Source organism: Burkholderia aenigmatica, assembly GCF_048627025.1.
Taxonomy (GTDB): domain Bacteria; phylum Pseudomonadota; class Gammaproteobacteria; order Burkholderiales; family Burkholderiaceae; genus Burkholderia; species Burkholderia aenigmatica.
In genome coordinates, this window is the sequence record NZ_CP184468.1 from 1278238 (window position 1) to 1303512 (window position 25275).

At 67.4% G+C, this 25275-nt stretch carries 15 protein-coding genes and 1 pseudogene; 6 read left to right on the plus strand and 10 right to left on the minus strand.

All coding sequences use genetic code 11. The features are described 5' to 3' along the window. From astD to ACN8ZM_RS06110, 4 genes are all read left to right on the plus strand, one after another. Entirely contained in the window at window positions 1-1464 is a 1464-nt protein-coding gene (gene astD / locus ACN8ZM_RS06095; RefSeq protein WP_420210759.1) for a succinylglutamate-semialdehyde dehydrogenase, read from the plus strand. Window positions 1465-1478: 14 nt separating this feature from the next. Further along, window positions 1479-2819, plus strand: a complete 1341-nt coding sequence (astB, locus tag ACN8ZM_RS06100; RefSeq protein WP_089450180.1) for an N-succinylarginine dihydrolase — start codon at window positions 1479-1481, stop codon at window positions 2817-2819. Next, entirely contained in the window at window positions 2803-3858 is a 1056-nt protein-coding gene (gene astE, locus ACN8ZM_RS06105; protein ID WP_420210760.1) for a succinylglutamate desuccinylase, read from the plus strand. Before astB ends, astE begins: the two co-directional genes overlap by 17 nt. Before the next feature lie 355 nt (window positions 3859-4213). Continuing rightward, window positions 4214-5008, plus strand: coding sequence for an ABC transporter substrate-binding protein (locus tag ACN8ZM_RS06110; protein WP_043182082.1), 795 nt, complete (start codon window positions 4214-4216; stop codon window positions 5006-5008). 95 nt (window positions 5009-5103) lie between these two features. On the opposite strand, the gene ACN8ZM_RS06115 is transcribed toward ACN8ZM_RS06110, so the two are convergent. Together ACN8ZM_RS06115 and cdpA are read right to left on the minus strand one after the other, a co-directional pair. Next, complete coding sequence (locus ACN8ZM_RS06115) at window positions 5104-6597, minus strand: HDOD domain-containing protein (RefSeq protein WP_043182084.1); 1494 nt, start codon at window positions 6595-6597, stop codon at window positions 5104-5106. 27 nt (window positions 6598-6624) lie between these two features. After that, window positions 6625-8367 carry a cyclic di-GMP phosphodiesterase CdpA gene (gene cdpA, locus ACN8ZM_RS06120; protein WP_196249785.1) on the minus strand — a complete coding sequence of 581 codons (1743 nt, stop codon included), beginning with the start codon at window positions 8365-8367 and terminating at the stop codon, window positions 6625-6627. Between the two features lie 279 nt (window positions 8368-8646). Here cdpA and ACN8ZM_RS06125 point away from each other — a divergent pair, with 279 nt between their 5' ends. Then, window positions 8647-9198, plus strand: a complete 552-nt coding sequence (locus ACN8ZM_RS06125) for a peroxiredoxin (RefSeq protein WP_011351468.1) — start codon at window positions 8647-8649, stop codon at window positions 9196-9198. Between the two features lie 88 nt (window positions 9199-9286). Here ACN8ZM_RS06125 and ACN8ZM_RS06130 read toward each other — a convergent pair whose 3' ends face one another. Further along, complete coding sequence (locus ACN8ZM_RS06130; RefSeq protein WP_043182089.1) at window positions 9287-9916, minus strand: NAD(P)H-binding protein; 630 nt, start codon at window positions 9914-9916, stop codon at window positions 9287-9289. 302 nt (window positions 9917-10218) lie between these two features. Here ACN8ZM_RS06130 and ACN8ZM_RS06135 point away from each other — a divergent pair, with 302 nt between their 5' ends. Then, window positions 10219-11712 (plus strand): NYN domain-containing protein, encoded by a 1494-nt coding sequence (locus tag ACN8ZM_RS06135; protein WP_420210761.1) that lies wholly within the window; start codon window positions 10219-10221, stop codon window positions 11710-11712. A 79-nt stretch (window positions 11713-11791) separates the two neighbouring features. On the opposite strand, the gene ACN8ZM_RS06140 is transcribed toward ACN8ZM_RS06135, so the two are convergent. The 7 genes and pseudogenes from ACN8ZM_RS06140 to ACN8ZM_RS06170 form a co-directional block, all read right to left on the minus strand. Further along, window positions 11792-12175, minus strand: a complete 384-nt coding sequence (locus ACN8ZM_RS06140) for a VOC family protein (RefSeq protein WP_043182094.1) — start codon at window positions 12173-12175, stop codon at window positions 11792-11794. Between the two features lie 110 nt (window positions 12176-12285). After that, window positions 12286-15594 carry an efflux RND transporter permease subunit gene (locus ACN8ZM_RS06145; RefSeq protein ID WP_420210762.1) on the minus strand — a complete coding sequence of 1103 codons (3309 nt, stop codon included), beginning with the start codon at window positions 15592-15594 and terminating at the stop codon, window positions 12286-12288. Between the two features lie 3 nt (window positions 15595-15597). Beyond that, window positions 15598-18711 (minus strand): MdtB/MuxB family multidrug efflux RND transporter permease subunit, encoded by a 3114-nt coding sequence (locus tag ACN8ZM_RS06150; protein WP_420210763.1) that lies wholly within the window; start codon window positions 18709-18711, stop codon window positions 15598-15600. A gap of 15 nt (window positions 18712-18726) precedes the next feature. Continuing rightward, window positions 18727-20097, minus strand: a complete 1371-nt coding sequence (locus ACN8ZM_RS06155) for an MdtA/MuxA family multidrug efflux RND transporter periplasmic adaptor subunit (RefSeq protein ID WP_420210764.1) — start codon at window positions 20095-20097, stop codon at window positions 18727-18729. A gap of 253 nt (window positions 20098-20350) precedes the next feature. Next, window positions 20351-21182: pseudogene (locus ACN8ZM_RS06160) on the minus strand (IclR family transcriptional regulator). A gap of 632 nt (window positions 21183-21814) precedes the next feature. Next, complete coding sequence (locus ACN8ZM_RS06165) at window positions 21815-23779, minus strand: PhoX family protein (RefSeq protein WP_420210765.1); 1965 nt, start codon at window positions 23777-23779, stop codon at window positions 21815-21817. Window positions 23780-23938: 159 nt separating this feature from the next. Beyond that, on the minus strand, window positions 23939-25132 hold the full coding sequence (locus ACN8ZM_RS06170; protein WP_420210766.1) for an ammonium transporter: 1194 nt from the start codon (window positions 25130-25132) through the stop codon (window positions 23939-23941). Window positions 25133-25275: the final 143 nt, after the last annotated feature.

Consider the following 25275-nt stretch of genomic DNA (forward strand, 5'->3'; position numbering starts at 1 on the left):
ATGACGGAACTCTTCATCGACGGCGCCTGGGTCGCAGGCTCGGACCCCGTGTTCGCTTCGCGCAATCCGGGCACCGACGAGATCGCATGGCAGGGCGAGAGCGCATCGGCGGCCGACGTCGATCGCGCGGTCGCGAGCGCGCGCCGCGCATTCGCCGGCTGGTCGGCGCTCGACTTTGAGTCGCGCTGCGCGATCGCCAAGCGTTTCGCCGCGTTGCTCAACGAGCGCAAGGAAGCGATCGCGACCGCGATCGGCCGCGAGACGGGCAAGCCGCTGTGGGAGGCGCGCACGGAAGTCGCATCGATGGCCGCGAAGGTCGGCATCTCGATCCAGGCGTACCAGGAACGCACCGGCGAGAAGCGCCAGGACATGGCCGACGGCGTCGCGGTGCTGCGCCACCGCCCGCATGGCGTGGTCGCGGTATTCGGCCCGTACAACTTCCCCGGCCACTTGCCGAACGGCCATATCGTGCCCGCGCTGATCGCCGGCAATGCGGTCGTGTTCAAGCCGTCGGAGCTCGCACCGGGCGTCGCGCGTGCGACGGTCGAAGTGTGGAAGGATGCTGGGCTGCCGGCCGGCGTGCTGAACCTCGTGCAGGGCGAGAAGGACACGGGCATTGCGCTCGCGAATCATCGGCAGATCGACGGACTGTTCTTCACGGGCAGCTCCGATACGGGCACGCTGCTGCACAAGCAGTTCGGCGGCCGTCCGGAAATCGTGCTCGCGCTCGAGATGGGCGGCAACAACCCGCTCGTGATCGGCGAAGTCGAAGATATCGACGCGGCCGTCCATCACACGATCCAGTCGGCGTTCCTGTCGGCCGGCCAGCGCTGCACGTGTGCGCGCCGGATCTTCGTGCCGCAGGGCGCGTTCGGCGACCGCTTCCTCGCGCGCTTCGCCGACGTGACGTCGAAGATCACGGCCGACGTGTTCGACGCCGATCCGCAGCCGTTCATGGGCGCGGTGATCTCGGCACGCGCGGCGGCGAAGCTCGTCGACGCGCAGTCGCGCCTGGTCGAGCAGGGCGCGAAGCCGATCATCGCGATGACGCAGCGCGATCCGCGCCTCGGCTTCGTGAACGCGGCGATCGTCGACGTGACGGGCGTCGCGAACCTGCCCGACGAAGAACATTTCGGCCCGCTCGCGCAGATCGTGCGCTACGCGACGTTCGACGAAGCGATCGAACGCGCGAACGACACGGCGTTCGGCCTGTCCGCCGGCCTGCTCGCCGACGACGCGAAGGTGTGGGAACACTTCCGCCGCACCATCCGTGCCGGGATCGTCAACTGGAACCGGCCGACCAACGGCGCATCGTCCGCCGCACCGTTCGGCGGCACCGGCCGCTCGGGCAACCATCGTCCGAGCGCGTACTACGCGGCCGACTATTGTGCGTTTCCGATGGCGTCGGTGGAGAGCACGCAACTGACCTTGCCCGCGAGCCTGTCGCCGGGCCTGCATTTCTGATCGAGGGAACGACGATGAACGCACAAGAAGCCAATTTCGACGGGCTCGTCGGCCCGACCCACAACTACGCCGGGCTGTCGTTCGGCAACGTGGCGTCGCTCAACAACGAAAAATCGGCCGCGAATCCGAAGGCCGCCGCGAAGCAGGGGCTGCGCAAGATGAAGCAGCTCGCGGATCTCGGCTTCGCACAGGGTGTGCTGCCGCCGCAGGAGCGGCCGTCGCTGCGCCTGTTGCGCGAGCTCGGCTTCTCCGGCAAGGACGCGGACGTGATCGCGAAGGCCGCGAAGCAGGCGCCCGAACTGCTCGCCGCGGCGAGCTCGGCGTCGGCGATGTGGACCGCGAACGCGGCCACCGTCAGCCCGTCGGCCGACACGAGCGATGGCCGCGTGCACTTCACGCCGGCGAACCTGTGCAGCAAGCTGCATCGCGCGATCGAACACGACGCGACGCGCCGCACGCTGTCGACGCTGTTCGCCGATCCCGCGCATTTCGCGGTGCATGAAGCGCTGACCGGCACGCCGGCACTCGGCGACGAAGGCGCGGCGAACCACACGCGCTTCTGCGCCGAATACGGCAAGCCGGGCATCGAGTTCTTCGTGTACGGCCGCGCGGAATATCGCCGCGGCCCCGAGCCGAAGCGCTTCCCGGCACGCCAGACCTTCGAGGCGAGCCGCGCGGTCGCGCATCGCCACGGTCTTGCCGAAGAAGCGACGGTCTATGCGCAGCAGGATCCGGACGTGATCGACGCGGGCGTGTTCCACAACGACGTGATCTCGGTCGGCAACCGCGACACGCTGTTCACGCACGAGCGCGCGTTCGTCAACAAGCAGGCGATCTACGACACGCTGACCGCTGCGCTCGACGCACGCGGCGCGCGCCTGAACGTGATCGAGGTGCCCGAGGCGGCCGTGAGCGTGAACGATGCGGTGACGTCGTACCTGTTCAACAGCCAGCTGCTGTCGCGCGCGGACGGTTCGCAGGTGCTCGTCGTGCCGCAGGAATGCCGCGAGAACGGGAACGTCGCGGCCTATCTCGACGAACTCGCGGCCGGCAACGGCCCGATTCACGACGTGCTCGTGTTCGACCTGCGCGAAAGCATGAAGAACGGCGGCGGCCCTGCCTGCCTGCGCCTGCGCGTCGTGCTGAACGAAGCGGAACGCGCGGCCGTCACGTCGAACGTGTGGATCAACGACACGCTGTTCGCGTCGCTCGACACGTGGATCGACCGGCACTATCGCGATCGCCTCGCACCGGACGATCTCGCCGATCCGGCGTTGCTCGACGAATCGCGCACGGCGCTCGACGAACTCACGCAGATCCTGCGCGTCGGTTCGCTGTATGACTTCCAGCGTTGATTCCCGCATGGCCGCCGCGCTGCTCGACGACTTCCTCGCGTTCACGCTGACCGGTCGCGCGCCGTCCGTAACGGACGGCACCTGCGCCGCCGGCGCCGTGCGCTGGCAATGGCTCGGCGACGGGCTGCTCGCGCTCGAACCGGCCGCGGCCGCGGCTGCGGGCGCGGCGCGCCCGAGCGTGCTCGTGTCGGCCGGCGTGCACGGCGACGAGACGGCGCCGATCGAGCTGCTGTCGATGCTCGTGCGCGATCTCGCATCGGGCGCGCTGCCGCTCGCGTGCCGGCTGCTCGTCGTGCTCGGCAACGTGCCGGCGATGCGTGCCGGCGAACGCTATCTCGACGACGACCTGAACCGCCTGTTCAGCGGCCGTCACGCGCAGGTGCCCGCCAGCCGCGAAGCGCCGCGTGCCGCGCAGCTCGAGGCGGCGGCTTCGTCGTTCTTCGCGGCCGCGCCGGCCGGCACCGCGCGCTGGCACATCGACATGCACACGGCGATCCGTGCATCGGTGTTCGAGCAGTTCGCCCTGCTGCCGCACACGGGCATGCCGCCGACGCGCACGATGTTCGAATGGCTCGGCGACGCGCGCATCGCGGCCGTGCTGCTGCATACCGCGAAGGGCAACACGTATTCGCATTTCACCGCCGAGCACTGCGGCGCGCTCGCGTGCACGCTGGAACTCGGCAAGGTGCGCCCGTTCGGCCAGAACGACCTGACGCGCTTCGCGCCGGCCGACCGCGCGGTACGCAAGCTCGTGTCGGGGGCGAGGGGTGATGCCGACGCGACGCTGCCGCGCGTCTTCACGGTGATCGACCAGATCACGAAGCAGAGCGACGCGCTGGAACTGTTCGTCGCGGCCGACGTCGCGAACTTCACCGCGTTTGCACGCGGCACGGTGCTCGCGCAGGACGGCGACTACCGCTACACGGTGAAGCACGACGAGGAGCGCATCGTGTTCCCGAATCCGACGGTGAAGCCGGGTTTGCGCGCGGGCCTGCTCGTCGTCGACACGACGCACGACACGCTCGCCGCGCTCGTCTGACGGTGACCGATTGCGCGCGGCCGCGGCGACCTGCGGCCCGCGCTTCGCCCGGCAACGATTCCATTTTTGAGATGACGCCAGCACGCCGCGCAGACGGCCCGTGAGGCGCGCTTGCGTATTTGCGACATCGTCTTGCAAGTTCGACGGGCAGTGTGGCTGACGTCGGCGCACGCAGTGCAGCATCGCGTGCCGGCGGCTGCTTTGCCATATCGGGCCGCGCGGATTGGTACAATCGCGGCCTTGCGGCTGTTGCGCCGCATCACGGCGCGGTGGCAGCATTGCCGCGGTCATCCGACCCTGCAATGATGCATGCGCCCGTAGTTCCGGAACATTCGAGTATCGAGGAGAACACCTGATGAAGTTGGATTGGCGTAAAGTGGCCGCGCATGCGGTGGTGGCGGCATCGGCCGTGGCGGCAGGCAGCGCGATGGCAGCGGATCTGAAAGAGATCCGTTTCGGCGTCGAAGCCTCGTACGCGCCGTTCGAATACAAGACGCCCGACGGCAAGCTGACCGGCTTCGACATCGACATCGGCAACGCGGTGTGCGCGAAGCTGAAGACGAAGTGCGTGTGGGTCGAGAACGACTTCGACGGCCTGATCCCGGCACTGCAGGCGCGCAAGTTCGACGCGATCAACTCGGACATGACGATCACCGACCAGCGCAAGCACGCGATCGCGTTCACCGATGCGATCTACACGATCCCGAACCAGCTGATCGCGAAGCAGGGCAGCGGCCTGCTGCCGACCCCGCAATCGCTGAAGGGCAAGCGCGTCGGCGTGCTGCAGGGCACGATCCAGGAAGCGTACGCGAAGAAGAAGTGGGCGCCGGCAGGCGTCGAAGTCGTGCCGTACCAGACGCAGGATCTGGCCTACGCCGACCTGAAGTCGGGCCGTCTCGACGCGACGTTCCAGGACGCGGAAGCCGGTTCGAAGGGCTTCCTGACGAAGCCGCAAGGCCAGGGCTTCGCGTTCGCGGGCGGTACCGTGAGCGACGCCGAGATCCTCGGCTCGGGCGTCGGCTTCGGCCTGCGCAAGAACGACGCGGCGCTGAAGACCGCGCTCGATCAGGCGCTGAAGGAACTGAAGGCCGACGGCACGATCGACAACCTCGCGAAGAAGTACTTCAGCGTGCCCGTGACGCTCAAGTAAGCGTAACGTTCGATCGCACGATGCAAGCAAACCGGCCGCTGATGCGGCCGGTTTGTTTTTGGGGGCGGGAAAGGACGAGGGAAGCGGCGGCCACGTCAGGCCGGAAAGAACCGCCCCAGTTCGCGCGCGAGCTCGTTGAGCACGGCCATCTCCTGCTGCGTGATCTTGCGCGCGGGCTGCGCGCCGGCCCAGTCGCCGTACAGCAGCGCGACGGTCGTCGTGCCGACGCGCACGGGCAGCAGCACGAACGCGCGCGTGTCGTCGAATGCGTCGAGATACCACGCGGGCAGGCGCTTGAGCATCTTCGGCTCCTGCGCCTGCTCGATGAAGATGCCGACCGAGTTCGAGATCGCGAGATGAAATACGTCCGGCTCGAAGCGCTCGTCGAAACGCAGCCGGTCGAGCGTCGTATCGACGCCGGGGCCGAAGCCGAGGCGCGCGGCGAACATGCCGTCGTCGTGGCGCACGAACATCACGGTGCGCGTGAACGCGAGGCCGGCCAGCAGGCTCTCCGATGCGAGCGCGAGCACGGGGGTGAGCACGTGCTCGGACGGCAGCGCGCGCAGGTCCGCGAGGCCGGCTTCGAGGCACGCCTCGGGCTCGGCCTGAGCACGTGCGATCGCATCGGCGTTCGCACGCAGCTCGACGATCTCGCGCATCACGGTGTCGCTCGCTTCCTCGCGCGAGAGCCGCTCGGCAATCTCGACGAGTGCGTCGGATTCCATGTCGAGTTCCGCGCCGTAGTGCTGCGCGAGCGCCGCGATGCGCGCGTCGCGCTGCGGGCTCGCGGGTATCACGAGCGCGCTCGCGACATCGGTCGAGCAGCGGCTGATCGCGCGCAGCCAGCGGACGCGGTCGGCCGGGCCGTCATCGGTCGCATGGTCCGCATCGTCGTCGTCGTTGCCGAACGCATCGACGTGAACCAGGTGCTCGTGGTCGGCCATCCCCGCGCGGATCACGTCGGGCAATCGCCAGCGCGCGGCCGCCTCGAGCCCGATCTCGTCGAAGCCGACGCCGAGCACATCGACGCAGGCGGCCGTTTCGTCGCCGTTCAGCTCGGCCGCGCGGCGGCGGATCCGGTCCCACTCGCTGTCGAGATAGCAGACCACGAGCAGCTTGCCGACCTGGCGCATCAGCGTGCAGACGACGGCTTCCTCGCCCCCGCGCAGCTCGGCGCGCTCGGTTAGCTTGCGTGCAACGCAGCCGGACAGCAGCGCGCGGTTCAGTTCGAGCTTCGCGTCGATGCGCCGCGGCGTGCTGTGGTGGAAATGGTCGACGAGCTTGAGCCCGACGACCAGATGGCCGACGGCGTCCATGCCGAGCACCATCAGTGCGCGGGTCACGGTCGTGATGTTGCCGCCGAACGCCATGTACATCGCGGAGTTCGCGAGCCGCAGCACTTTCTGCGTGAGCGCGAAGTCCGACAGCACGACGCGCACGAGCGCGGTGAAGTCGAGGTCGTCGTTCTTCATCGCGGCCATCGTCGCGCGCAGCGATTCCGACAGCAGCGGGAAATCGCCCCGTTCGTTCATCCGGGCCCACAGCTTGTCGAGCAAGGCGGTGCGGGGCAGGTGTTCGGTGATTGACATACGGATCTGTCCGGTTCGCCGCGCGCGTCAGGCGGCGGCGTGCAGGTGCAGCTGCTGCGCCTCGAAGCGCCGCGCGAGCTCCTCGGAAGGCAGCGCCTGGCAGACGAGCCAGCCCTGGATATGGTTGCAGCCCATCTCCGTCAGCAATTCGCGCTGCGCCTCGGTCTCGACGCCTTCCGCGACGAGCTCGAGATCGAGCGTCTGCGCGAGGCCGACCACCGCCGACACGATCGCGCGGTCGTTGCGCGAGGTCAGCAGGTTCTCGACGAAACTGCGGTCGATCTTCAGCTTCGCGAGCGGGAAGCGCTGCAGATACGCGAGACTCGAATAGCCGGTGCCGAAATCGTCGATCGCGAAGCGGATGCCGAGATCGGTCAGCTCCTCGAGCAGCCCCTTCGCATGCGCGGGATCGTGCATCAGCAGGCTTTCGGTGATTTCGAGCACGATGCGGCGCGGGTCGATGCCCGTCAGCGTGATCGCCTCGCGCACGCTCTGCGTGAAGCGCGGGTCGCGGAACTGCTGCGGCGACACGTTGACCGCCACGTACTGCAGCGCGAGCCCCTGGCGATCCCAGGCGACGAGCTGCATGCACGCGGCCTTGAGCACCCAGTTGCCGAGATAGTTGATCAGGCCGATCGATTCGGCGAGCGGAATGAAGGTCGCCGGCGGCACGAGCCCGTGCACCGGATGACGCCAGCGGATCAGCGCCTCGACGCCGACCACCGCGCCCGACTGGCTGCGCGTGATCGGCTGGAAATGGAGCGAAAACTCGCCGTTGCGCACGCCGTCGTACAGGTCGGCTTCGAGCTTCAGCCGTTCGGCATCCGCCGGATCGTCGACGGGCGCGTGGAACGCGAGTGCGTTGCCGCCCGACGCCTTTGCCTGCGCGAGCGCGTGGTCGGCGCGGCGCAGCAGCGGGCTGTGGTGCTGCGCGCGATGGGGCACGGCGCGTTCGTCGGGGTAGAGCGCGATGCCGATGCTCGCGGACAGGTGCACGGTCTGCCCCTGGTACACGTAGGGCTCGCGCACCGCGGCCTGCAGCCGGCGCGCGAGCGCATCGGCCGCATTGCTTGCCTGCGTGCGGTCCGGCGCGCCGAGCACGACCGCGAACTTGTCGCTCGCGACGCGCGCGAGCCGTTCGTTCGGCGTGACGATTGCCTTCAGCCGCTGCGCGGTCTCGCGCAGCAGCATGTCGCCCGCGTCGTAGCCGAGGGCGCGGTTGATCCGCTGGTAGTCGTCGAGGTCGAGCAGCAGCAGCGCCGCGCAGGTGCCGTCCGCGTCGGCGGCCTGCTGCGCGCGCATCAGCGCGGGCACGAGCGCGGACAGGTTGTCGAGCCCCGTCATCGGGTCGTGATGCATTTCGTAAGTCAGGCGCGCTTCGAGCGCGCGCCACGACGACACGTCGAACGCCGCGATCGCGAACCCGTCGACCCCGTGGTGGCGGCTCTTGAATGCGCGAATCTCGACGTCCAGCGGGTAGGTGAGCGACTTGACGATGCACATCGTCGCCTTCTCGACCTGGCCGGAACGCGCGGCGCGCGCAAGCAGGCCTTCGAGCGCCGCGGTATCCTGTTCAGCGATCAGGTCGCGCAGCGTCAGCGTGTGCAGGTAGTCGCGGTGGTAGCCGATGAAGCGCAGGCTCGCGTCGGATACATACAGAAAGCGCAGCTCGCGGTCGACATGGGCGAGGAAATCCACCGTGCCGACCGTCTGTTCCAGCCAGTTGCGCACGGAGTCGTCGCGGCGCGGCGCGCCGGCGCGCGCGGGCATCAGCGCGCCGCCCGACCAGGCGAAGCGGCGCAGCGTATGCAAGGCGCTGCGCCAGGAGCCCTTGCGTGACGTCTGTTTCCTGTTGGCTTCCATGTTTCTCGCTGACGTGAAGGGCTGGAACCGGTTGTCCGGAAGGAATAACGGCAGGCGATACGGAATCTTTAACGGACCGGCCGCGGATGGCGCTGCCGCTGGACCGGATCGGCCACGCGGGTGTTCGACAGGCGAACACCGGCGTGGCCTACATCGCGGCTGACTTTATAAGAAATGAGGACGCAGATGAAGCGAAAACTGTTGCTGGGCGCCGCCGTGGCGGCGCTGGTGGCCGGCCATGCACTGATGGCGCAGGCGGAACTGAAGCCGGGCGCCGCGGCGCCCGATTTCACGACGCAGGCGTCGCTGGGCGGCAAGACTTACACGTACTCGCTCGCGGACGCGCTGAAGCAGGGGCCGGTCGTGCTGTATTTCTACCCGGCCGCGTTCACGAAGGGCTGCACGATCGAGGCGCACGCGTTCGCGGACGCGGTCGACCGTTACAAGGCTTACGGTGCAACGGTGATCGGCGTATCGGCTGACAAGATCGACACGCTGACGAAGTTCTCGGTGAGCGAGTGCCGGAGCAAGTTCCCGGTCGCGGCCGATCCGGACGCGAAGATCATCCGCGAATACGACGCGAAGCTGCCGGCGATCGACAAGGCGAACCGCGTGTCCTACGTGATTTCGCCGGAAGGGAAGATTCTCTACGAATACACGAGCATGTCGCCCGACAAGCACGTCGAGAACACGCTCGCCGCCGTGAAGGCGTGGGCCGACGCGCATCCGAAGCAGTAAACGGGCACCCCGCGCGTCAACGCGGCCCGTCGTGCGGGCCGCAGGTACGGATCGACGCAGGCGCCGCGGGGCGGCACGTGCGAGGCGGTTATGCGCGCAATGCCTGCTCGATCGGCACGCTGCCGCCGACGAAGCCGACGATCTTGCGCGAAATCCCGAGCTTGATCGCCTCGATCGCGGCCCAGGCCACATCCTGGCGCGAGACGGGCGGGGCGGCGTCGAACCACGCGTCGGTCAGCGCGATCTTGCCGACGCCCGGATCGTCCGTGAGCGGGCCGGGGCGCAGGATCGCATAGTCGACACCCGATGCGATCACGCGATCGTCGCCTTCGCGCTTCATCTGCGAATAGTGGTGCAGCGCGTCCGGGCCGAGTTCGGGCCGGTACGCGGACAGCGAGCTGATCACCACGAGCTTCTGCGCGTTGTAGGCGAGCGCATATTCGGCCGCGCGGGCGACCGCGTCGCGGTCGACCTGTTCCTCTTCGGCCGCGCCTTCCGATTCGGCCGAGCCGGCCGCGTAGATCACGTGCGTGATGCCCTGGAAGGCATGCGAGAAATCGTTCGTCAGATCGGCCTCGACCACCCGCGCGCCCTCCAGCGCATAGCCGTGCCGGCGCACGAGCGCCGTGACCTCGAACTCCGGCTGCTTGAGCAGCAGATCCGCGCAGGCCTGGCCCGTTCGGCCGGTCGCGCCAATCAGCAGTACCTTCGTCGTCATGAAACCGCTCCTTGGTCGATGCGTCATCCTTCCAGATAGGGACGGACGACCGATATCTCAAGTGTAATGTCGATTTGCCGCCGTGGCGGGTGTGTATTAAGGGGCATACCGGCTGCGGGCATACCGGCAGCGGGCATACCGGCTGTGGCGCCAGTCCAGGCCGCCGGGGGCGGCAGGACGGACCTTACGGCCGTCATTCATTCACACGGATGCGGGAATGACGCGCCGACCGGCTATCATGTGCGCGATGCATTTTTCGCCGCTACGTCATACAACGCATCGGCCTACCGGTTGGAGTACACATGGCATTACCCCTGGACAACGTCAGCATGGCCGTGTTCTGCGACTTCGAGAACGTCGCGCTCGGCGTGCGCGACGCGAAGTACGAGAAGTTCGACATCAAGCCCGTGCTGGAGCGCCTGCTGCTGAAGGGCAGTATCGTCGTGAAGAAGGCCTATTGCGACTGGGATCGCTACAAGGGCTTCAAGGCGTCGATGCACGAGGCGAGCTTCGAGCTGATCGAGATTCCGCACGTGCGCCAGTCGGGCAAGAATTCGGCCGACATCCGGCTCGTCGTGGACGCGCTCGACCTCTGCTACACGAAGTCGCACGTCGATACGTTCGTGATCATCAGCGGCGACTCGGATTTTTCGCCGCTGGTGTCGAAGCTGCGCGAGAACGCGAAGAAGGTGATCGGCGTCGGCGTGAAGAAATCGACGTCGGACCTGCTGGTCGCGAACTGCGACGAATTCATCTTCTACGACGACCTGGTGCGCGAGCAGCAGCGCGCGCTCGCGAAGCGCGAACAGCAGCAGCGGGCGGGCAACGGCGGCGCGAAGCGGCCGGACGAGCCGTCGCGCAAGCACGACATGGACGCGCGCAAGGCCGAGGCGATCGCGCTGGCGGTCGAGACGTTCGACGCGCTGGCGTCGGAGCGGGACGACGTCGGCAAGATCTGGGCGTCGGTGCTCAAGAGTGCGATCAAGCGTCGCAAGCCGGATTTCAACGAGTCGTACTACGGGTTCCGCGCGTTCGGCAACCTGCTCGACGAGGCGCAGGCGCGCGGCCTGCTCGAAGTGGGGCGCGACGACAAGTCGGGCGCGTTCGTGTCGCGGGCACGCCAGTCGTCGGCCGCGGAGCACGTCACGGCGGGCGGTGAAGGCGGCGGGCACGGCGGCGCGCACCACGGTCACGGTACGCGTGCGGCCGAGCCGGCGCGGGCGGGGCGCAATGCACAACGTCGCGGGCAGCGGGCGGAAGCGGTCGTGCACGAAAGCGTGCAGGTCGAAGCAGACGAGGCGGAAATGGCCGAGGTTGCCGAGGTGGCGCCGATGATGCCGCCGGCGGAAACGGCCGAAGCAGCCGACACGCATGGCGAGGCAAAGGATGGCCGCAAGCGCGCGCGCAAGACGCCGGCGAAGAAGGCCGGCGCGAAGAAGGGCGCCGCCGCGAAGAGCGCTGGCCGTCACGCGGCCGGGAAGACCGAAGACGCCGTCCACGACGTGGCGAAGCACGGCGGCGACAAGCACGCGCACGGCAAGCATGCCGACGACGCGCATCGCGACGCGGAGCAGGGCGACGAGCGGCATGTCACGGTGACGCATGCCGGGCCGGCGGCAGGCGATGCCGGTGGCGGGATTGCCGCCGCCCAGCCGTCGCACGACGCGGCGCCGGTCGAAGCGAATGCCGATGCGGCCGCGGAAGCGCCGGCCGCTGCCAAGCCGAAGAAGCCGGCCCGCAAGGCGGCACCGCGCGCGCGTCGTCCGCGCAAGACGGCGGCGGACGCTGCCGAGTAACGTCGGTCGGCCGGATGCCGTCCCGAGCGGGGCGGCATCCGCGCCACGATACCGGCTGGTGCAACGCCGGCCCGTCGAACTAGCCGTTCAGCGCATAAGGCTGCGTCATCACTTCGAGGAAGTGGCCGTCCGGATCGTCGAAATACACGCCGCGGCCGCCGTTGTGGCGGTAGATGTCATCGGGTTGCCGCTTCGCCGGATCGGCCCAGTGCGGCAGCCCGCGCTCGCGAATGCGCGCGAGCACGCGATCGAAGCCGGCTTCGTCGAGCAGGAACGCGTAATGCTGCGACCTGATTTCCCCCTTCTGTTCGTAAAAATCGAGCGACACGCCGTTGCCGAGCGGGACGACCAGCATCGCGCCGAACGGCGTCGGCGGCGGCAGTTCCAGAAGCTCGGTGAGGAAGCGGCTCGACGCACGCTTGTCGCGGCACCAGACGATCGTATGGTTGAGCTGGACGTTCATGGCGGATTCCCGGCGAAGGGCATCGCGGTGGGCATGGACTCACGATAGCCGATCGCCGCCGCGGTTCAAGCGCAAAAAAAAACGGCCGCCTGTCGGGCGGCCGTGTTCCGTTACTCGCCGGCGACTGCCGGCCCGCCGGAATTCCCGCGGCGGTTGCGCCGCTTCTCGGCCCACACGCGGAACCGGTCCATGTACAGGTAGACGACCGGCGTCGTATAGAGCGTCAGCACCTGCGACACGATCAGGCCGCCGGCGATCGCGATCCCGAGCGGCGCACGCAGCTCGGCGCCGTCGCCGCTGCCGAAGGCGAGCGGCAGCGCGCCGAGCAGCGCGGCCATCGTCGTCATCATGATCGGGCGGAAGCGCAGCAGGCACGCCTCGTGGATCGCGTCGAACGACGACTTGTGGTTGTTGCGCGTCTGGTCGATCGCGAAGTCGACCATCATGATCGCGTTCTTCTTCACGATACCGATCAGCAGGATCACGCCGATCAGCGCGATGATGCTGAACTCGGTCTTGAACAGCAGCAGCGCAAGCAGCGCGCCGACCCCGGCCGACGGCAGCGTCGACAGGATCGTGATCGGGTGGATGTAGCTCTCGTACAGGATCCCGAGCACGATGTAGACGGCCAGCAGCGCCGCGAGGATCAGGATCGGCTGGTCGTTCATCGACTGCTGGAACGCCTGCGCGGTGCCCTGGAAGCTGCCGACGATGGTCGGCGGGACGCCGACCTGCGCCATCGTCTGGTAGATCACCTGCGTCGCCTGCGACAGCGACACGCCGGGCGGCAGGTTGAACGAGATCGTCGTCGCGACGAACAGCCCCTGGTGGTTGACCGACAGCGGCGTCGTGCTCGGCCCGAACGTCGCGATCGCCGACAGCGGGATCATCGTCGACTTCGACGTCGACACCGACGCACCCGACGACGCGCTCGACTTGCCGCTCGCGGCGATCGAGTTGAGCGCCTGGTTGCGCGCGGAATCGGACGCGATCGCCGCGGCGCTCTGCGTGGCCGTACCGGCGCTCGACGTGCCGGCGGAGGTCGCGACATAGGTGCCGGCGGCCGCGTTGGTGGTCTGCGAGCCGTTCGCGCTGCCGCCCGACGTGCTGACCCACACCTGGTTCAGCATCTCGGGGCTCTGCCAGTACTTCGGCGCGACTTCCATCACCACGTGGTACTGGTTCAGCGGGTTGTAGATCGTCGAGACCTGGCGCTGGCCGAACGCGTCGTACAGCGTATTGTCGATCTGCGCGGGCTTGATGCCGAACCGCGCGGCGGTTGCGCGGTCGATCGTCACCATTGCTTCCATGCCGCCTTGCTGCTGGTCCGAGTTCACGTCGGTCAGCTCGGAGCGCTTCTGCAGCGCTTCGGTCAGGATCGGCCCCCACTTGTACAGGTCGGTGCTCGAATCGCCGAGCAGCGTGAACTGGTACTGTGCGTTGCTCTGCCGGCCGCCCACGCGAATGTCCTGCGCGGCCTGCAGGAACGTGCTCGCGCCGGCGACGTCCGACAGCGGGCTGCGCAGTTGCTGGATCACCTGGTCGGCCGACAGCTTGCGCTCGGTGCGATCCTTCAGCGTGACGAACATGAAGCCCGAGTTGGTCTGCGTGCCGCCGGTGAAGCCCGCGACGCTCTTCACGTTCGGGTTGCTCTGCACGATGCGCATCATCTCGGAGAATTTCAGCTTCATCGCCTGGAACGACGTCGACTGGTCGGCGCGAATGCCGCCGATCATCAGCCCGGTGTCCTGCTGCGGGAAGAAGCCCTTCGGCACGACGATGTACAGGTAGACGTTCAGCCCGATCGTCGCGAACAGGGTCAGCAGGATCAACAGCGGCCGGCGCAGCGCCCACGACAGCGAGCGCTCGTAGCCGCGCTGCATGCGGCTGAAACAGCGTTCCAGGAATCGCGCGAAGCGGCCTTCGCTCTGCGGGTCGTGCGACTCGGGCAGCAGGCGCGCGCACATCATCGGCGTGACCGTGAGCGATACCGCGAGCGACACGGCGATCGCGAGCGACAGCGTCAGCGCGAATTCGCGGAACAGGCGCCCGACGATGCCGCCCATCAGCAGGATCGGCAGGAACACCGCGACGAGCGAAATGCTCATCGACAGCACCGTGAAGCCGACCTCGCGCGCACCGTCGAACGCGGCCTGCATGCGCGACTTGCCGTTCTCGATGTGCCGCGAGATGTTTTCGAGCACGACGATCGCATCGTCGACGACGAAGCCGGTCGCGACGATCAGCGCCATCAGCGACAGGTTGTCGATCGAGAAGCCGAGCAGGTACATCGCGCCGAACGTGCCGATGATCGAGATCGGCACCGCGACGCTCGGGATCAGCGTCGCGCGCCAGTTGCGCAGGAACAGGAACACGACCATCACGACGAGGCTGACCGCGATCAGCAGCGTGTGCTCGGTGTCCTTCAGCGACGCGCGGATGGTGGTCGAGCGGTCGAGCACCGGCGTGACCGTGATGTCGGCCGGCAGCGACGCGGTGAGCTGCGGCAGCGCCGCGCGCACGCGGTCGATCGTATCGATGATGTTCGCGCCGGGCGAGCGGTAGAGGATCACGAGCACCGCGCGCTTGCCGTTCGACAGGCCGAGGTTGCGGAGATCCTCGACCGAATCGACGACGTCGGACAGATCGGACAGCCGCACGGCCGAGCCGTTGCGATAGGCGACGACGAGGTCGCGGTATTGCGATGCCTGGGAGGCCTGGTCGTTCGTATAGAGCTGGTAGTGCTGCGGGCCGAACTCGATCGCGCCCTTCGGCGCGTTGGCGTTCGCGGACGCGAGCGCCGCGCGTACGTCCTCGAGGCCGATCCCGTAATGGAACAGCGCTTGCGGCTCGAGCTCGACGCGCACGGCCGGGTTCGCGGAGCCGCTCACCGTGACCTGGCCGATTCCGTCGATCTGCGACAGCGACTGCTGCAGCACCGTCGACGCGGAGTCGTACAGCTTCGCGGGCGACGAGGTCTCCGACGTCAGCGACACGATCATGATCGGCGAGTCGGCCGGGTTGACCTTGCGGTAGGTCGGGTTGCTCTTCAGCGCGGCGGGCAGGTCGGCGCGCGCCGCGTTGATCGCGGCCTGCACGTCGCGCGCGGCGCCGTCGATGTCGCGGTTCAGGCCGAACTGCAGGATGATCCGCGCGTTGCCGACCGTGCTCGTCGACGTCATTTCGGAAACGTCGGCGATCGAGCCGAGATGCCGTTCGAGCGGGCTCGTCACGCTGGTCGCGACGGTCTCGGGGCTCGCGCCGGGCAGCGACGCCTGCACCGAGATCGTCGGGAAGTCGACCTGCGGCAGCGGCGACACCGGCAGCTTGATGAACGCGAACAGGCCCGCGAGCGCGACGCCGATCGCGAGCAGCGTCGTCGCGACGGGGCGGGTGATGAAGGGGCGCGACAGGTTCATTGCTTACGCATCCGTGCGCGTGCCGGCTTGCGGGCCGTGGCGTTCGAACCAGCCGCGCACGCGGCGCGCGAGCGAGTCGAAGCCGAGATAGATCACGGGCGTCGTGAACAGCGTCAGCACCTGCGACACGATCAGGCCACCGGCGATCGCGATCCCGAGCGGCTGGCGCAGTTCGGAGCCGGCACCGGAGCCGACGATCAGCGGCACCGCGCCGAGCAGGGCGGCGAGCGTCGTCATCAGGATCGGCCGGAAGCGCAGCAGGCACGCCTGGTAGATCGCCTCGCGCGGCGGCTTGCCTTCGACGCGCTCGGCTTCGAGCGCGAAGTCGATCATCATGATCGCGTTCTTCTTCACGATACCGATCAAGAGCACGATGCCGATGATCCCGATGATGTCGAGGTCGTGCCCGGTGATCATCAGCGCGAGCAGCGCGCCGACGCCGGCCGACGGCAGCGTCGACAGGATCGTGATCGGGTGGATGTAGCTCTCGTACAGCACGCCGAGCACGATGTACATCGTGACGACCGCGGCCAGGATCAGGAACAGCTGGTTCGACAGCGATGCCTGGAATGCGAGCGCCGCACCCTGGAAGCGCGTCTGGAACGACGCGGGCAGGTTGATGTCCTTCTCGGCCGCGTCGATCGCCTTGACCGCCTCGCCGAGCGACGCGCCGGCCGCGAGGTTGAACGAGATGGTGGTCGACGGGAACTGCGACAGGTGCGCGACCAGCAGCGGCGACGGCCGTTCGTGGAACGACGCGATCGACGACAGCGGCACCTGGCCGCCGCCCGCCGACGGCAGGTAGATGTCGTTCAGCGATTGCGCGTAGTGCTGCTCCTTCGGCTCGGATTCGAGAATCACGCGGTACTGGTTCGACTGCGTGAAGATCGTCGACACGATGCGCTGGCCGAATGCGTCGTACAGCGCGTTGTCGACGGTTGCCGGCGTGATGCCGAAGCGCGCGGCGCTCGGACGGTCGATCTCGATGTAGACGGACTGGCCGTTGCTCTGCAGGTCGGTCGCGACGTCGGCGAGCGACGGCTCCTGCTGCAGTCGAGCAACGAGCTTCGGCACCCAGGTCGCGAATTCTTCCGAGTTCGGGCTCGTCAGCATGAACTGGTACTGCGTCGGGCTGACGGTCGAATCGATCGTCAGATCCTGCACCGACTGCATGAACAGCGAGATGCCGGTGATGTTCGCGACGCGGTGCTGCAGGTCGCGGATGATCTGCGCGGCCGTCTCGGAGCGTTCGTCGCGCGCCTTCAGGTTGATCAGCATCCGGCCGCTGTTCAGCGTGATGTTGCTGCCGTCGACGCCGATGAACGACGTGAGGCTCTCGACGTTCGGATCCTTCAGGATCTCGGCCGCGAGTGCCTGCTGGCGTTCGGCCATCGCGCCGTACGAGATCGACTGCGGCGCCTGCGTGATCGCCTGGATCACGCCGGTGTCCTGCGCGGGGAAGAAGCCCTTCGGCACGTAGACGTACAGCAGGCCCGTCAGCGCGAGCGTCAGCAGCGCGACGACGAGCGTCGAACGCTGGCGGTTCAGCACCCATTCGAGCGCGACCGCGTAGCGCGCGATCACCCAGTCGATCGCCTGGTGCACGCGCGCCTCGAAGCGATGGCTCTCGGGCGGCGGCGAATGACGCAGCAGCTTCGCGCACATCATCGGCACGAGCGTGAGCGACACGATCGCCGAGATCACGATCGTCACCGCGAGCGTGATCGCGAATTCATGGAACAGGCGGCCGACCACGTCGCCCATGAACAGCAGCGGGATCAGCACCGCGATCAGCGACACCGTCAGCGAGATGATCGTGAAGCCGATCTGCTTCGAGCCCTTCAGCGCGGCCTCGAGCCCCGTCTCGCCTTCCTCGACGTAGCGCGCGATGTTCTCGATCATCACGATCGCGTCGTCGACGACGAAGCCGGTCGCGATGGTGAGTGCCATCAATGACAGGTTGTTCAGCGAGAAGCCGGCCATGTACATCACCGCGAGCGTGCCGATCAGCGACAGCGGCACCGACAGGCTCGGGATGATGGTCGCGTAGACGTTCGCGAGGAACAGGTACATCACGAGCACGACCAGCCCGACCGCGAGCAGCAGCTCGAACTGCACGTCGCGCACGGCGGCGCGGATCATCGTCGTGCGGTCGGTGACGATCTGCACGTCGAGCGCGGCCGGCAGCGTTTCCTGCAGCTTCGGCAGCTGCGCCTTGATCGCGTCGACCGTCTGGATCACGTTCGCGCCCGGCTGGCGCTGCACGTTCAGGATGATCGCGGGCTCCTTGTTCACCCACGCGCCGAGCTTGGTGTTTTCCGAGCCGGCGACGACCGTCGCGACGTCGGTGAGCATCACCGGGCGGCCGTTCTTGTACGCGACGACCGCGCTGTTGTACTGGTCGGCGCTCGTGAGCTGGTCGTTCGCGTTGATCGTGTACGCGCGCGACGGGCCGTCGAAGTTGCCCTTCGGCGTGTTGACGTTCAGGTTCGAGATCGTCGTGCGCAGGTCGTCGAGGTTCATCCCGTACTGCGCGAGCGCGGTCGGGTTCGCCTGGATCCGCACGGCCGGGCGGTTGCCGCCCGACAGGCTGACGAGGCCGACGCCCGCGATCTGCGAGATCTTCATCGCGAGACGCGTGTCGGCGAGATCCTGCACCTGCGTGAGCGGCAGCGTCTTCGACGTGACGGCCAGCGTGAGCACCGGCGCATCGGCCGGGTTGACCTTTGCGTAGATCGGCGGGGCAGGGAGGTCGGACGGCAGCAAGTTGCCGGCCGCGTTGATCGCGGCCTGCACTTCCTGTTCGGCGATGTCGAGCGGCAGGTCGAGCGAGAACTGCAGCGTGATCACGGACGAGCCGGCCGAGCTCTGCGACGACATCTGGTTCAGCGACGGCATCTGCCCGAACTGCCGTTCGAGCGGCGCGGTGACCGACGAGGTCATCACCTCCGGGCTCGCGCCCGGGTAGAAGGTCTGGACCTGGATCGTCGGATAGTCGACTTCCGGCAGCGCGGCGAGCGGCAGGAAACGCAGCGCGACGAGACCGGCCAGCATGATCGCCGCCATCAGGAGGGCGGTGCCGACCGGCCGGAGGATGAAGAGGCGGGATGGATTCATCGAGCGGCCCGCGCGTTACTGGGCCGCGGGGGCCGCAGCCTGCGACGCGCCGTGCTTGTTGCCGCCGTGATGGCCGCGGGTGCCCGATGCACCCGACGCCGCACCGGCGCCACGCGCGCCCGACGCGCCTTTCGGCTTGTCGGCCGGGATCGAGATCTTGGCGCCTTCGCGCAGGCGATCGGAGCCGTCGGTCACCACGCGCTCGCCGATCGCGACGCCGCTGACGATGCTCGTGCGTTCGCCGTCGACCGGGCCGGTCGCGACCTTGCGCACCGTCACCGTGTTGTCGGGTTTCACGACGTAGACGAACTGGCCGATCGAGCCGGTCAGTACCGCCGAGGTCGGCACGATCGTCGCGTTGCGCATCACGTCGACGAGCAGGCGCGTGTTCACGAACTGATTCGGGAACAGCATGCCTTCCTTGTTATCGAAGTTCGCGCGCAGCTTGACGGTGCCGGTGCTCGTGTCGATCTGGTTGTCGAGCGTCGCGAGCGAGCCGGTTTCGAGCGGCACCGTGTTGTTGCGGTTGTACGCGGTGACCGACAGCTTCTGGCCCGCGTTCACCTGCTTGATGATCTGCGGCAGGTTGTCTTCCGACGTGGTGAAGATCACGCTCATCGGCTGCAGCTGCGTGATCACGACGAGGCCGTTGGCATCGCCCGGCGTCACGTAGTTGCCGGGGTCGACCTGGCGCAGGCCGACGCGGCCCGACACCGGCGCGGTGATGCGCGCATACGTGAGGTTCAGCTTCGCGGAATCGATCGCGGCCTGGTCGGTCTTCACCGCGCCTTCGTACTGCTTGACGAGTGACGCCTGCGTATCGACGGTCTGCGACGCGATCGAGTCCTGCGACAGCAGCGTCTGGTAGCGCTTCAGGTCGAGGCGGGCCGTCGCGAGCAGCGCCGAGTCGCGCGCGTGCGTGCCCTCGGCGTTCTCGAGCGACACTTGATACGGGCGCGGGTCGATCTGCGCGAGCACGTCGCCCTTCTTGACGATCTGGCCTTCCTGGAACGAGACCGACTGCAGGTAGCCCGACAGTTGCGTCTTGACCGTCACGTTCGCGAGCGGCGTGACGGTGCCGAGCGCGGACAGCACGATCGGCATTTCGCCTTGCGTGGCGCTCGCGACCTGCACGGGCTGCGGAATGTTCGCCATCGCGGCGGGGCCGCCACGGCCGCGGTGGCCGCCGGCCCCCCCGGCGGCGCTTGCGCCCGCGCCGCTCGCGCCAGTGCCGGCCGCCGGCGTGCGGTTCCACGGATGCCACCACAGCAGGCCGCCGATGACGACGACCGCGAGTGCGCCAGCCATCAGCGTGCGGCGCGGGCGCCGCGCGGCGGGGGACGCGGGGTCTTTCGAAGGAGGCGTGGGCTTTTGTTCGTTATCCATCGTGATCTGTCAGGAAGACGGCGCGGCGTGCCGGAAATCGGACTGCTGGGCTGCGCGTGGGCGAGCGGTGCCGGGAGGGGGCGCCCGGCTCGGTCCGGGGCCCCGCCGGCCTGCGCGGGAAAAGAGCGGTGCGCACCGCGAATGCGGCGCGACGATGGGCATGATCCTACGTCCCGTCCCCGTTACAGTCCAGTGGTCTATCTTTCAACGGGTTACGGTCGTTACAGAACGCGACAGGACGATGACGAAACGATTACACGCTGATGCGCCGGGCCGGTGCGCCGCCGATTTCGCGGGTGATTTTCGCGATGCACTCGTGCAGTGCCGGCACCACGTGTTCGTGCAGCCATTCGGGCGAGCACTGGTGCGACGCGCCACCGCAGTTCACCGAATAGCGCTGGCCCGACGGGCCGACGAAACCGGCCGCGACGGCATTGAGGCCCTCGCGCCATTCGCCATTCGCCGATCGCGATCGCGTGGCCGTCGCGCATCGCGTCGTCCAGCGCGGGGGTCAGGCGTGCGGACACATGCGGCCAGTCGTCGCCTGCCGTGGTGCGCAGCGACTCGAGCAGCAGGCGGCGCTCGTCGTCCTCGAGTGCGGCGAGATAGGCGCGGCCGACCGCGGTGCGCGCGATGTCCATCCGCGAGCCGATCTCGAGGCGCGTGACGAGCACGGCCGAGCGCGGCCGGATCACGTCGATCGCGACCATGTCGAGCCGGTCGCGCACCGCGAGGTGCACGGACAGCGACGTGCGTTCGGCCAGCTCGATCATGAACGGCCGCGACCGCGCGCGGATGTCGAAGTTGCGCAGAAAGCCGTGGCTCAGTTCGAGCACCGACGCGGTGAGCACGAAGCGCTCGCTGTCGGGCAACTGGAACAGGAAGCCGGCGCTGACGAGTGTCGCGGTGATGCGCGACACGGTAGGCTTCGGGATGCCGGTCAGTTCGGTCAGCTCGCGGTTGCTGACGGGCGCGTCGGCCGCCGCGATGCGGCGCAGCACGGCGAGGCCGCGGGCGAGGGCGGTGATCTCGTCGGGCGAGGATTCACGGTCCCGCGACGCGGGAGAGGTTACAGTTGTCGACACGAGGGATTCTCTCTATTTCCGAAACTCGATTTCAATTTTGTTGGTATTGTAGGACTATTGTCAAAAGATGCATGTTCTGCGGATGAACCGGTCATTGGATGAGATTTTACGGGTTCACCCTTGGTTTATTAGGAAAACGCTCAAATGTGCGTTGCCAGAAAGTGCATGAACCGGTGCAAATACCGCTTGACTTGTCGGGCGGAAACGGAAAGAATGTCTCACGTTTTCGAAACATCGTTTCAAGAGTTTAACCGGCAACGATGTTTCGCGCAGTCTCTCAGGTTCTAGCACGGCCCTCGGAATGGCTAGAACTTTTTTAGCGCCACGGTCTCCGTGGCGCTTTTTTTTGCCCGTCTTTCCGCGCGTCCGCCCGGACGCGTCAGGCCCGTATTATCCCCCGATCGTCGAAATCCCCCGTTCGAACCCGTGCGGCGTCTGCTTGCGCCTGTTTGCGCGTACGCTTCGCGCGATGCGCGTGCGCAAAAAAAAGCGCGATGCCCGCATGGGGTATCGCGCATCAAACGGCGTGGAGCGCCGACGAATGATCGGTGATGAAGAAAGGGGCGCCCGGCCAGGGGCGCCCGGTCAGGCGCGCTCCTGGCGAGCGCGCCGGCCCGCCTCGCGTGGTCCGGTCAGGCCTTCGCGAGCTTGATGCTGGTCGGCTCGGCCGTCAGGTAGCCGACGCTGGCGCCGAAGCGGTCCTTGAAGTTCGCGCGCACGAGCGGATCGAGCGTCGGCTTGACCTTGTCGTGCAGCGGCGACTCCCAGTCGCCCGCGTGCTGGAAGTTGCTCATGATGTAGGTCCAGCCGTTGATCTCGTCGACCGCGTGCAGGCCCGTCGATTCGGCGCCGGCCGGGCACGACAGCACGCGCACGAGCGACTTCGTGTCGACGTTGTAGGCCCACAGGAAGTTGTTCACGTGCATGCCCGAGTCTTCGCCGATGAAGAGCGTGCGCAACTTTTCGGAGAACTTCAGGTTGTCCGGGTTCGCGATCTTGTCCGGGTTCGCGAGGTTGCCGAGTCCGTCGGCCGCGGCGAGATCCTCGCCGACGAGCGCGGCCGGCGCGCCCATGTCGACCGGCACCCATTCGCTGTCGATCGCACTGCCCGTCGTGTCGCGCTGGCTGCCCTTCAGGTTCAGCGCATAGACGGCGCCCGCGGCGATCTTCTTGTCGACCGCGACGTCGCGCGACACCGCATTGCCCTTGACCATCGACGTTTCGATCCGCGACATCGCCGTGTAGACGATCTTGTCCTTCGCGTTCACGGTCGTGCCTTCGAGCTTCGTAAAGGCCATGCTGCCGCCGAGCAGCGCCGCGTAACGGTGCGTCTCGAGGAACGCGGCCGCCTTTTCCATCCCCGGCTTCACGCGCATCCAGTTGAACTTGCCGCCGAAGTGGATCTTCGCGTAGCTCGGATCGTTCGGGTCGGTGGTCGTCAGGTCCATGATGTCCGACGCCTTCAGCGTGTTCGCGAGCGCTTCGATCTCGCTGCTGGTCGCGTGGCCGATCCTGATCCACGTGAGCGTCGCCGTGCCCGCGCCGGCGGACGACGTCTGCGTCCACTTCGCGACGTACAGCGTGCCGGCCGACAGGTCGGCCGCCTTGTCGGCGACGAACATGAACAGGCCGCCGTTGGTGGCGTCGTCACCCATCATCACGGTGCGCTGGTCCGGCATCACCTGGATCAGCTCGTGCGAGATGCGGCCGAGGCAGTAGTGCTTCTTCACGGTGCCCGTGCCGTCCGGATTCACGGTGATCTCGGGCAGGTGGCCGTAGTGGTAGGGGTTCGCCTTCGTCTCGTCGCCGAACGTGTTCTTGCTGAACGCCTTGAACTGCGTGTCGGTCGCGATCTTCGTCGCGTCCGGCTCGTACTCTTCGCTCGACAGGTGCGTGCCCCACGGCGACAGGCTCGCGCCGCACGTGATCCACAGGCCGTGCGCCTTCGACGTGTCGACGTTGTGGTACTTGACGACCTTCAGCGCGCCATTGGCCGGATCCTGGTCGAGCGTCACCACCGCGATCGGCGACGGCAGCTGGCCGTACTGCGATGCGCTGGCCTGGTCGCGCGTCGTGTATTCGAACTGCACGACGGCGAACACCGTGTTGCCCTTCACGCCGGGCACGTTCGCGTTCTTCAGCGTCAGCAGCGAGCTGCCGTCCGGGCAGTCGGAATAGAACTGGCGCTCCTTGCCGGCCACCGAGCGGTCGATGATCGGCTGGTTGTTGATGTCGTAGTAGCCGCCCGCGAGCGTCGTGCCGCCCTTGCCGTCCGGCACCATGTCGCCCGTCACGAAGAACGGCCGGTACGCCAGCTTGAAGTTGCGCGCCGAGCCGTCCGAGAACGACACCGACAGCGTCGAGCCGACCGTCGTCGTGGCCATCGCGGCCGCGTTGTCGAGCGAGGGCGCGGCCATGGCCGAGAACGTCGCCGACGTGTACGCGGCAGCGACCGGGGCCGGCGTCGATGCCGGATTGTCGTCGCCGCCGCAACCCGTCAGCAGGGCCGGCAGCGCGAGGCCGGAAAGGGGCAGCATCGGCGCGCCGGCGAGGATCTTCAGGGCCTGACGACGGGAAGCATTGGGCAACGCGGGCATGTGGAGTCCAGTTTCAGTTGTTGGAAGAATGGCCTTCGCGAAGCAGGCGGTCGGCAAGCTTGGCGAAGGCAAATTGAAAACTGGACGGAAGTGTAAGGATGCTCGATGAAAGTTTTTTGAATTGAAAACGTAATGATGTGTCGGGCGTTCGTCAGGCGCTCAATCGCGTTCGGGCGTCGCCGAGATGCGGTGGATCGACAGGTCCGCGCCGTCGAACTCGGCTTCGCGGTCGAGGCGCAGCCCGACGGTCGCTTTCAGTGCGCCATAGACGAGCGTGCCGCCCGTGGTCGCGATCGCGATGCCGCCGAGCGTGCCGATCAGCTGCGACATGAACGACACGCCGCCGAGCCCGCCGAGCGCGGGCAGGCCGAACACGCCGGCCGCGAGGCCGCCGAGCGCGCCGCACATGCCATGCAGCGGCCACACGCCGAGCACGTCGTCGATGCGCCACTTGTTCTGTACGCAGGTGAACATCGCGACGAACAGCGCGCCGGCGACGGCGCCGGTGACGAGCGCACCGATCGGATGCATCACGTCGGAGCCCGCGCACACCGCGACGAGGCCGGCGAGCGGCCCGTTGTAGGTGAAGCCCGGGTCGTTGCGACCGGCCATCCACGCGGCGAGCGTGCCGCCGACCATCGCCATCAGCGAGTTCACGGCGACGAGGCCGCTGATCTTGTCGAGCGTCTGCGCGCTCATCACGTTGAAGCCGAACCAGCCGACTGCGAGCACCCACGCGCCGAGCGCGAGGAACGGGATGTTCGACGGCGGATGCGCGGCGATCCGGCCGTCCTTCGCATAGCGGCCGTGGCGCGCGCCGAGCAGCAGCACGGCCGGCAGCGCGACCCAGCCGCCGAATGCGTGCACGACGACCGAGCCCGCGAAATCGTGGAACGGCGCACCGAACGCGTGCGTGAGCCAGGCCTGCACGCCGAAACGTTCGTTCCATGCGATCCCTTCGAAGAACGGATAGATGAAGCCGACGATGATCAGTGTCGCGACGAGCTGCGGATTGAACTTCGCGCGCTCGGCGATGCCGCCGGACACGATCGCGGGGATCGCCGCCGCGAAGGTCAGCAGGAAGAAGAAGCGCACGAGCGCGTAGCCGCTGTGCTGCGACAGCGTGCCGATGTCGTCGAAGAACTCGACGCCGTACGCGATCGTGTAGCCGATGAAGAAATACGCGAGCGTCGACACCGAGAAATCGACCAGGATCTTCACGAGCGCGTTGACCTGGTTCTTCTTGCGGACCGTGCCGAGTTCAAGAAATGCAAAGCCCGCGTGCATCGCGAGCACCATGACGGCGCCGATCAACAGGAACAGTGTGTCGACGCCGGATTTCAGACCATCCATGCCGTGGCTTCCTTGCGCAAAAAACGGGCAAGGAACGCAAGTATCGAGCCAACTTGGTGAACGGTTGCGTGGAGTTGGTGCTCGAACGCCGCGTGGTGCGGCATTCCGGTGAATCATGCACGGGAAGGGGGCGCGGCTGGTGC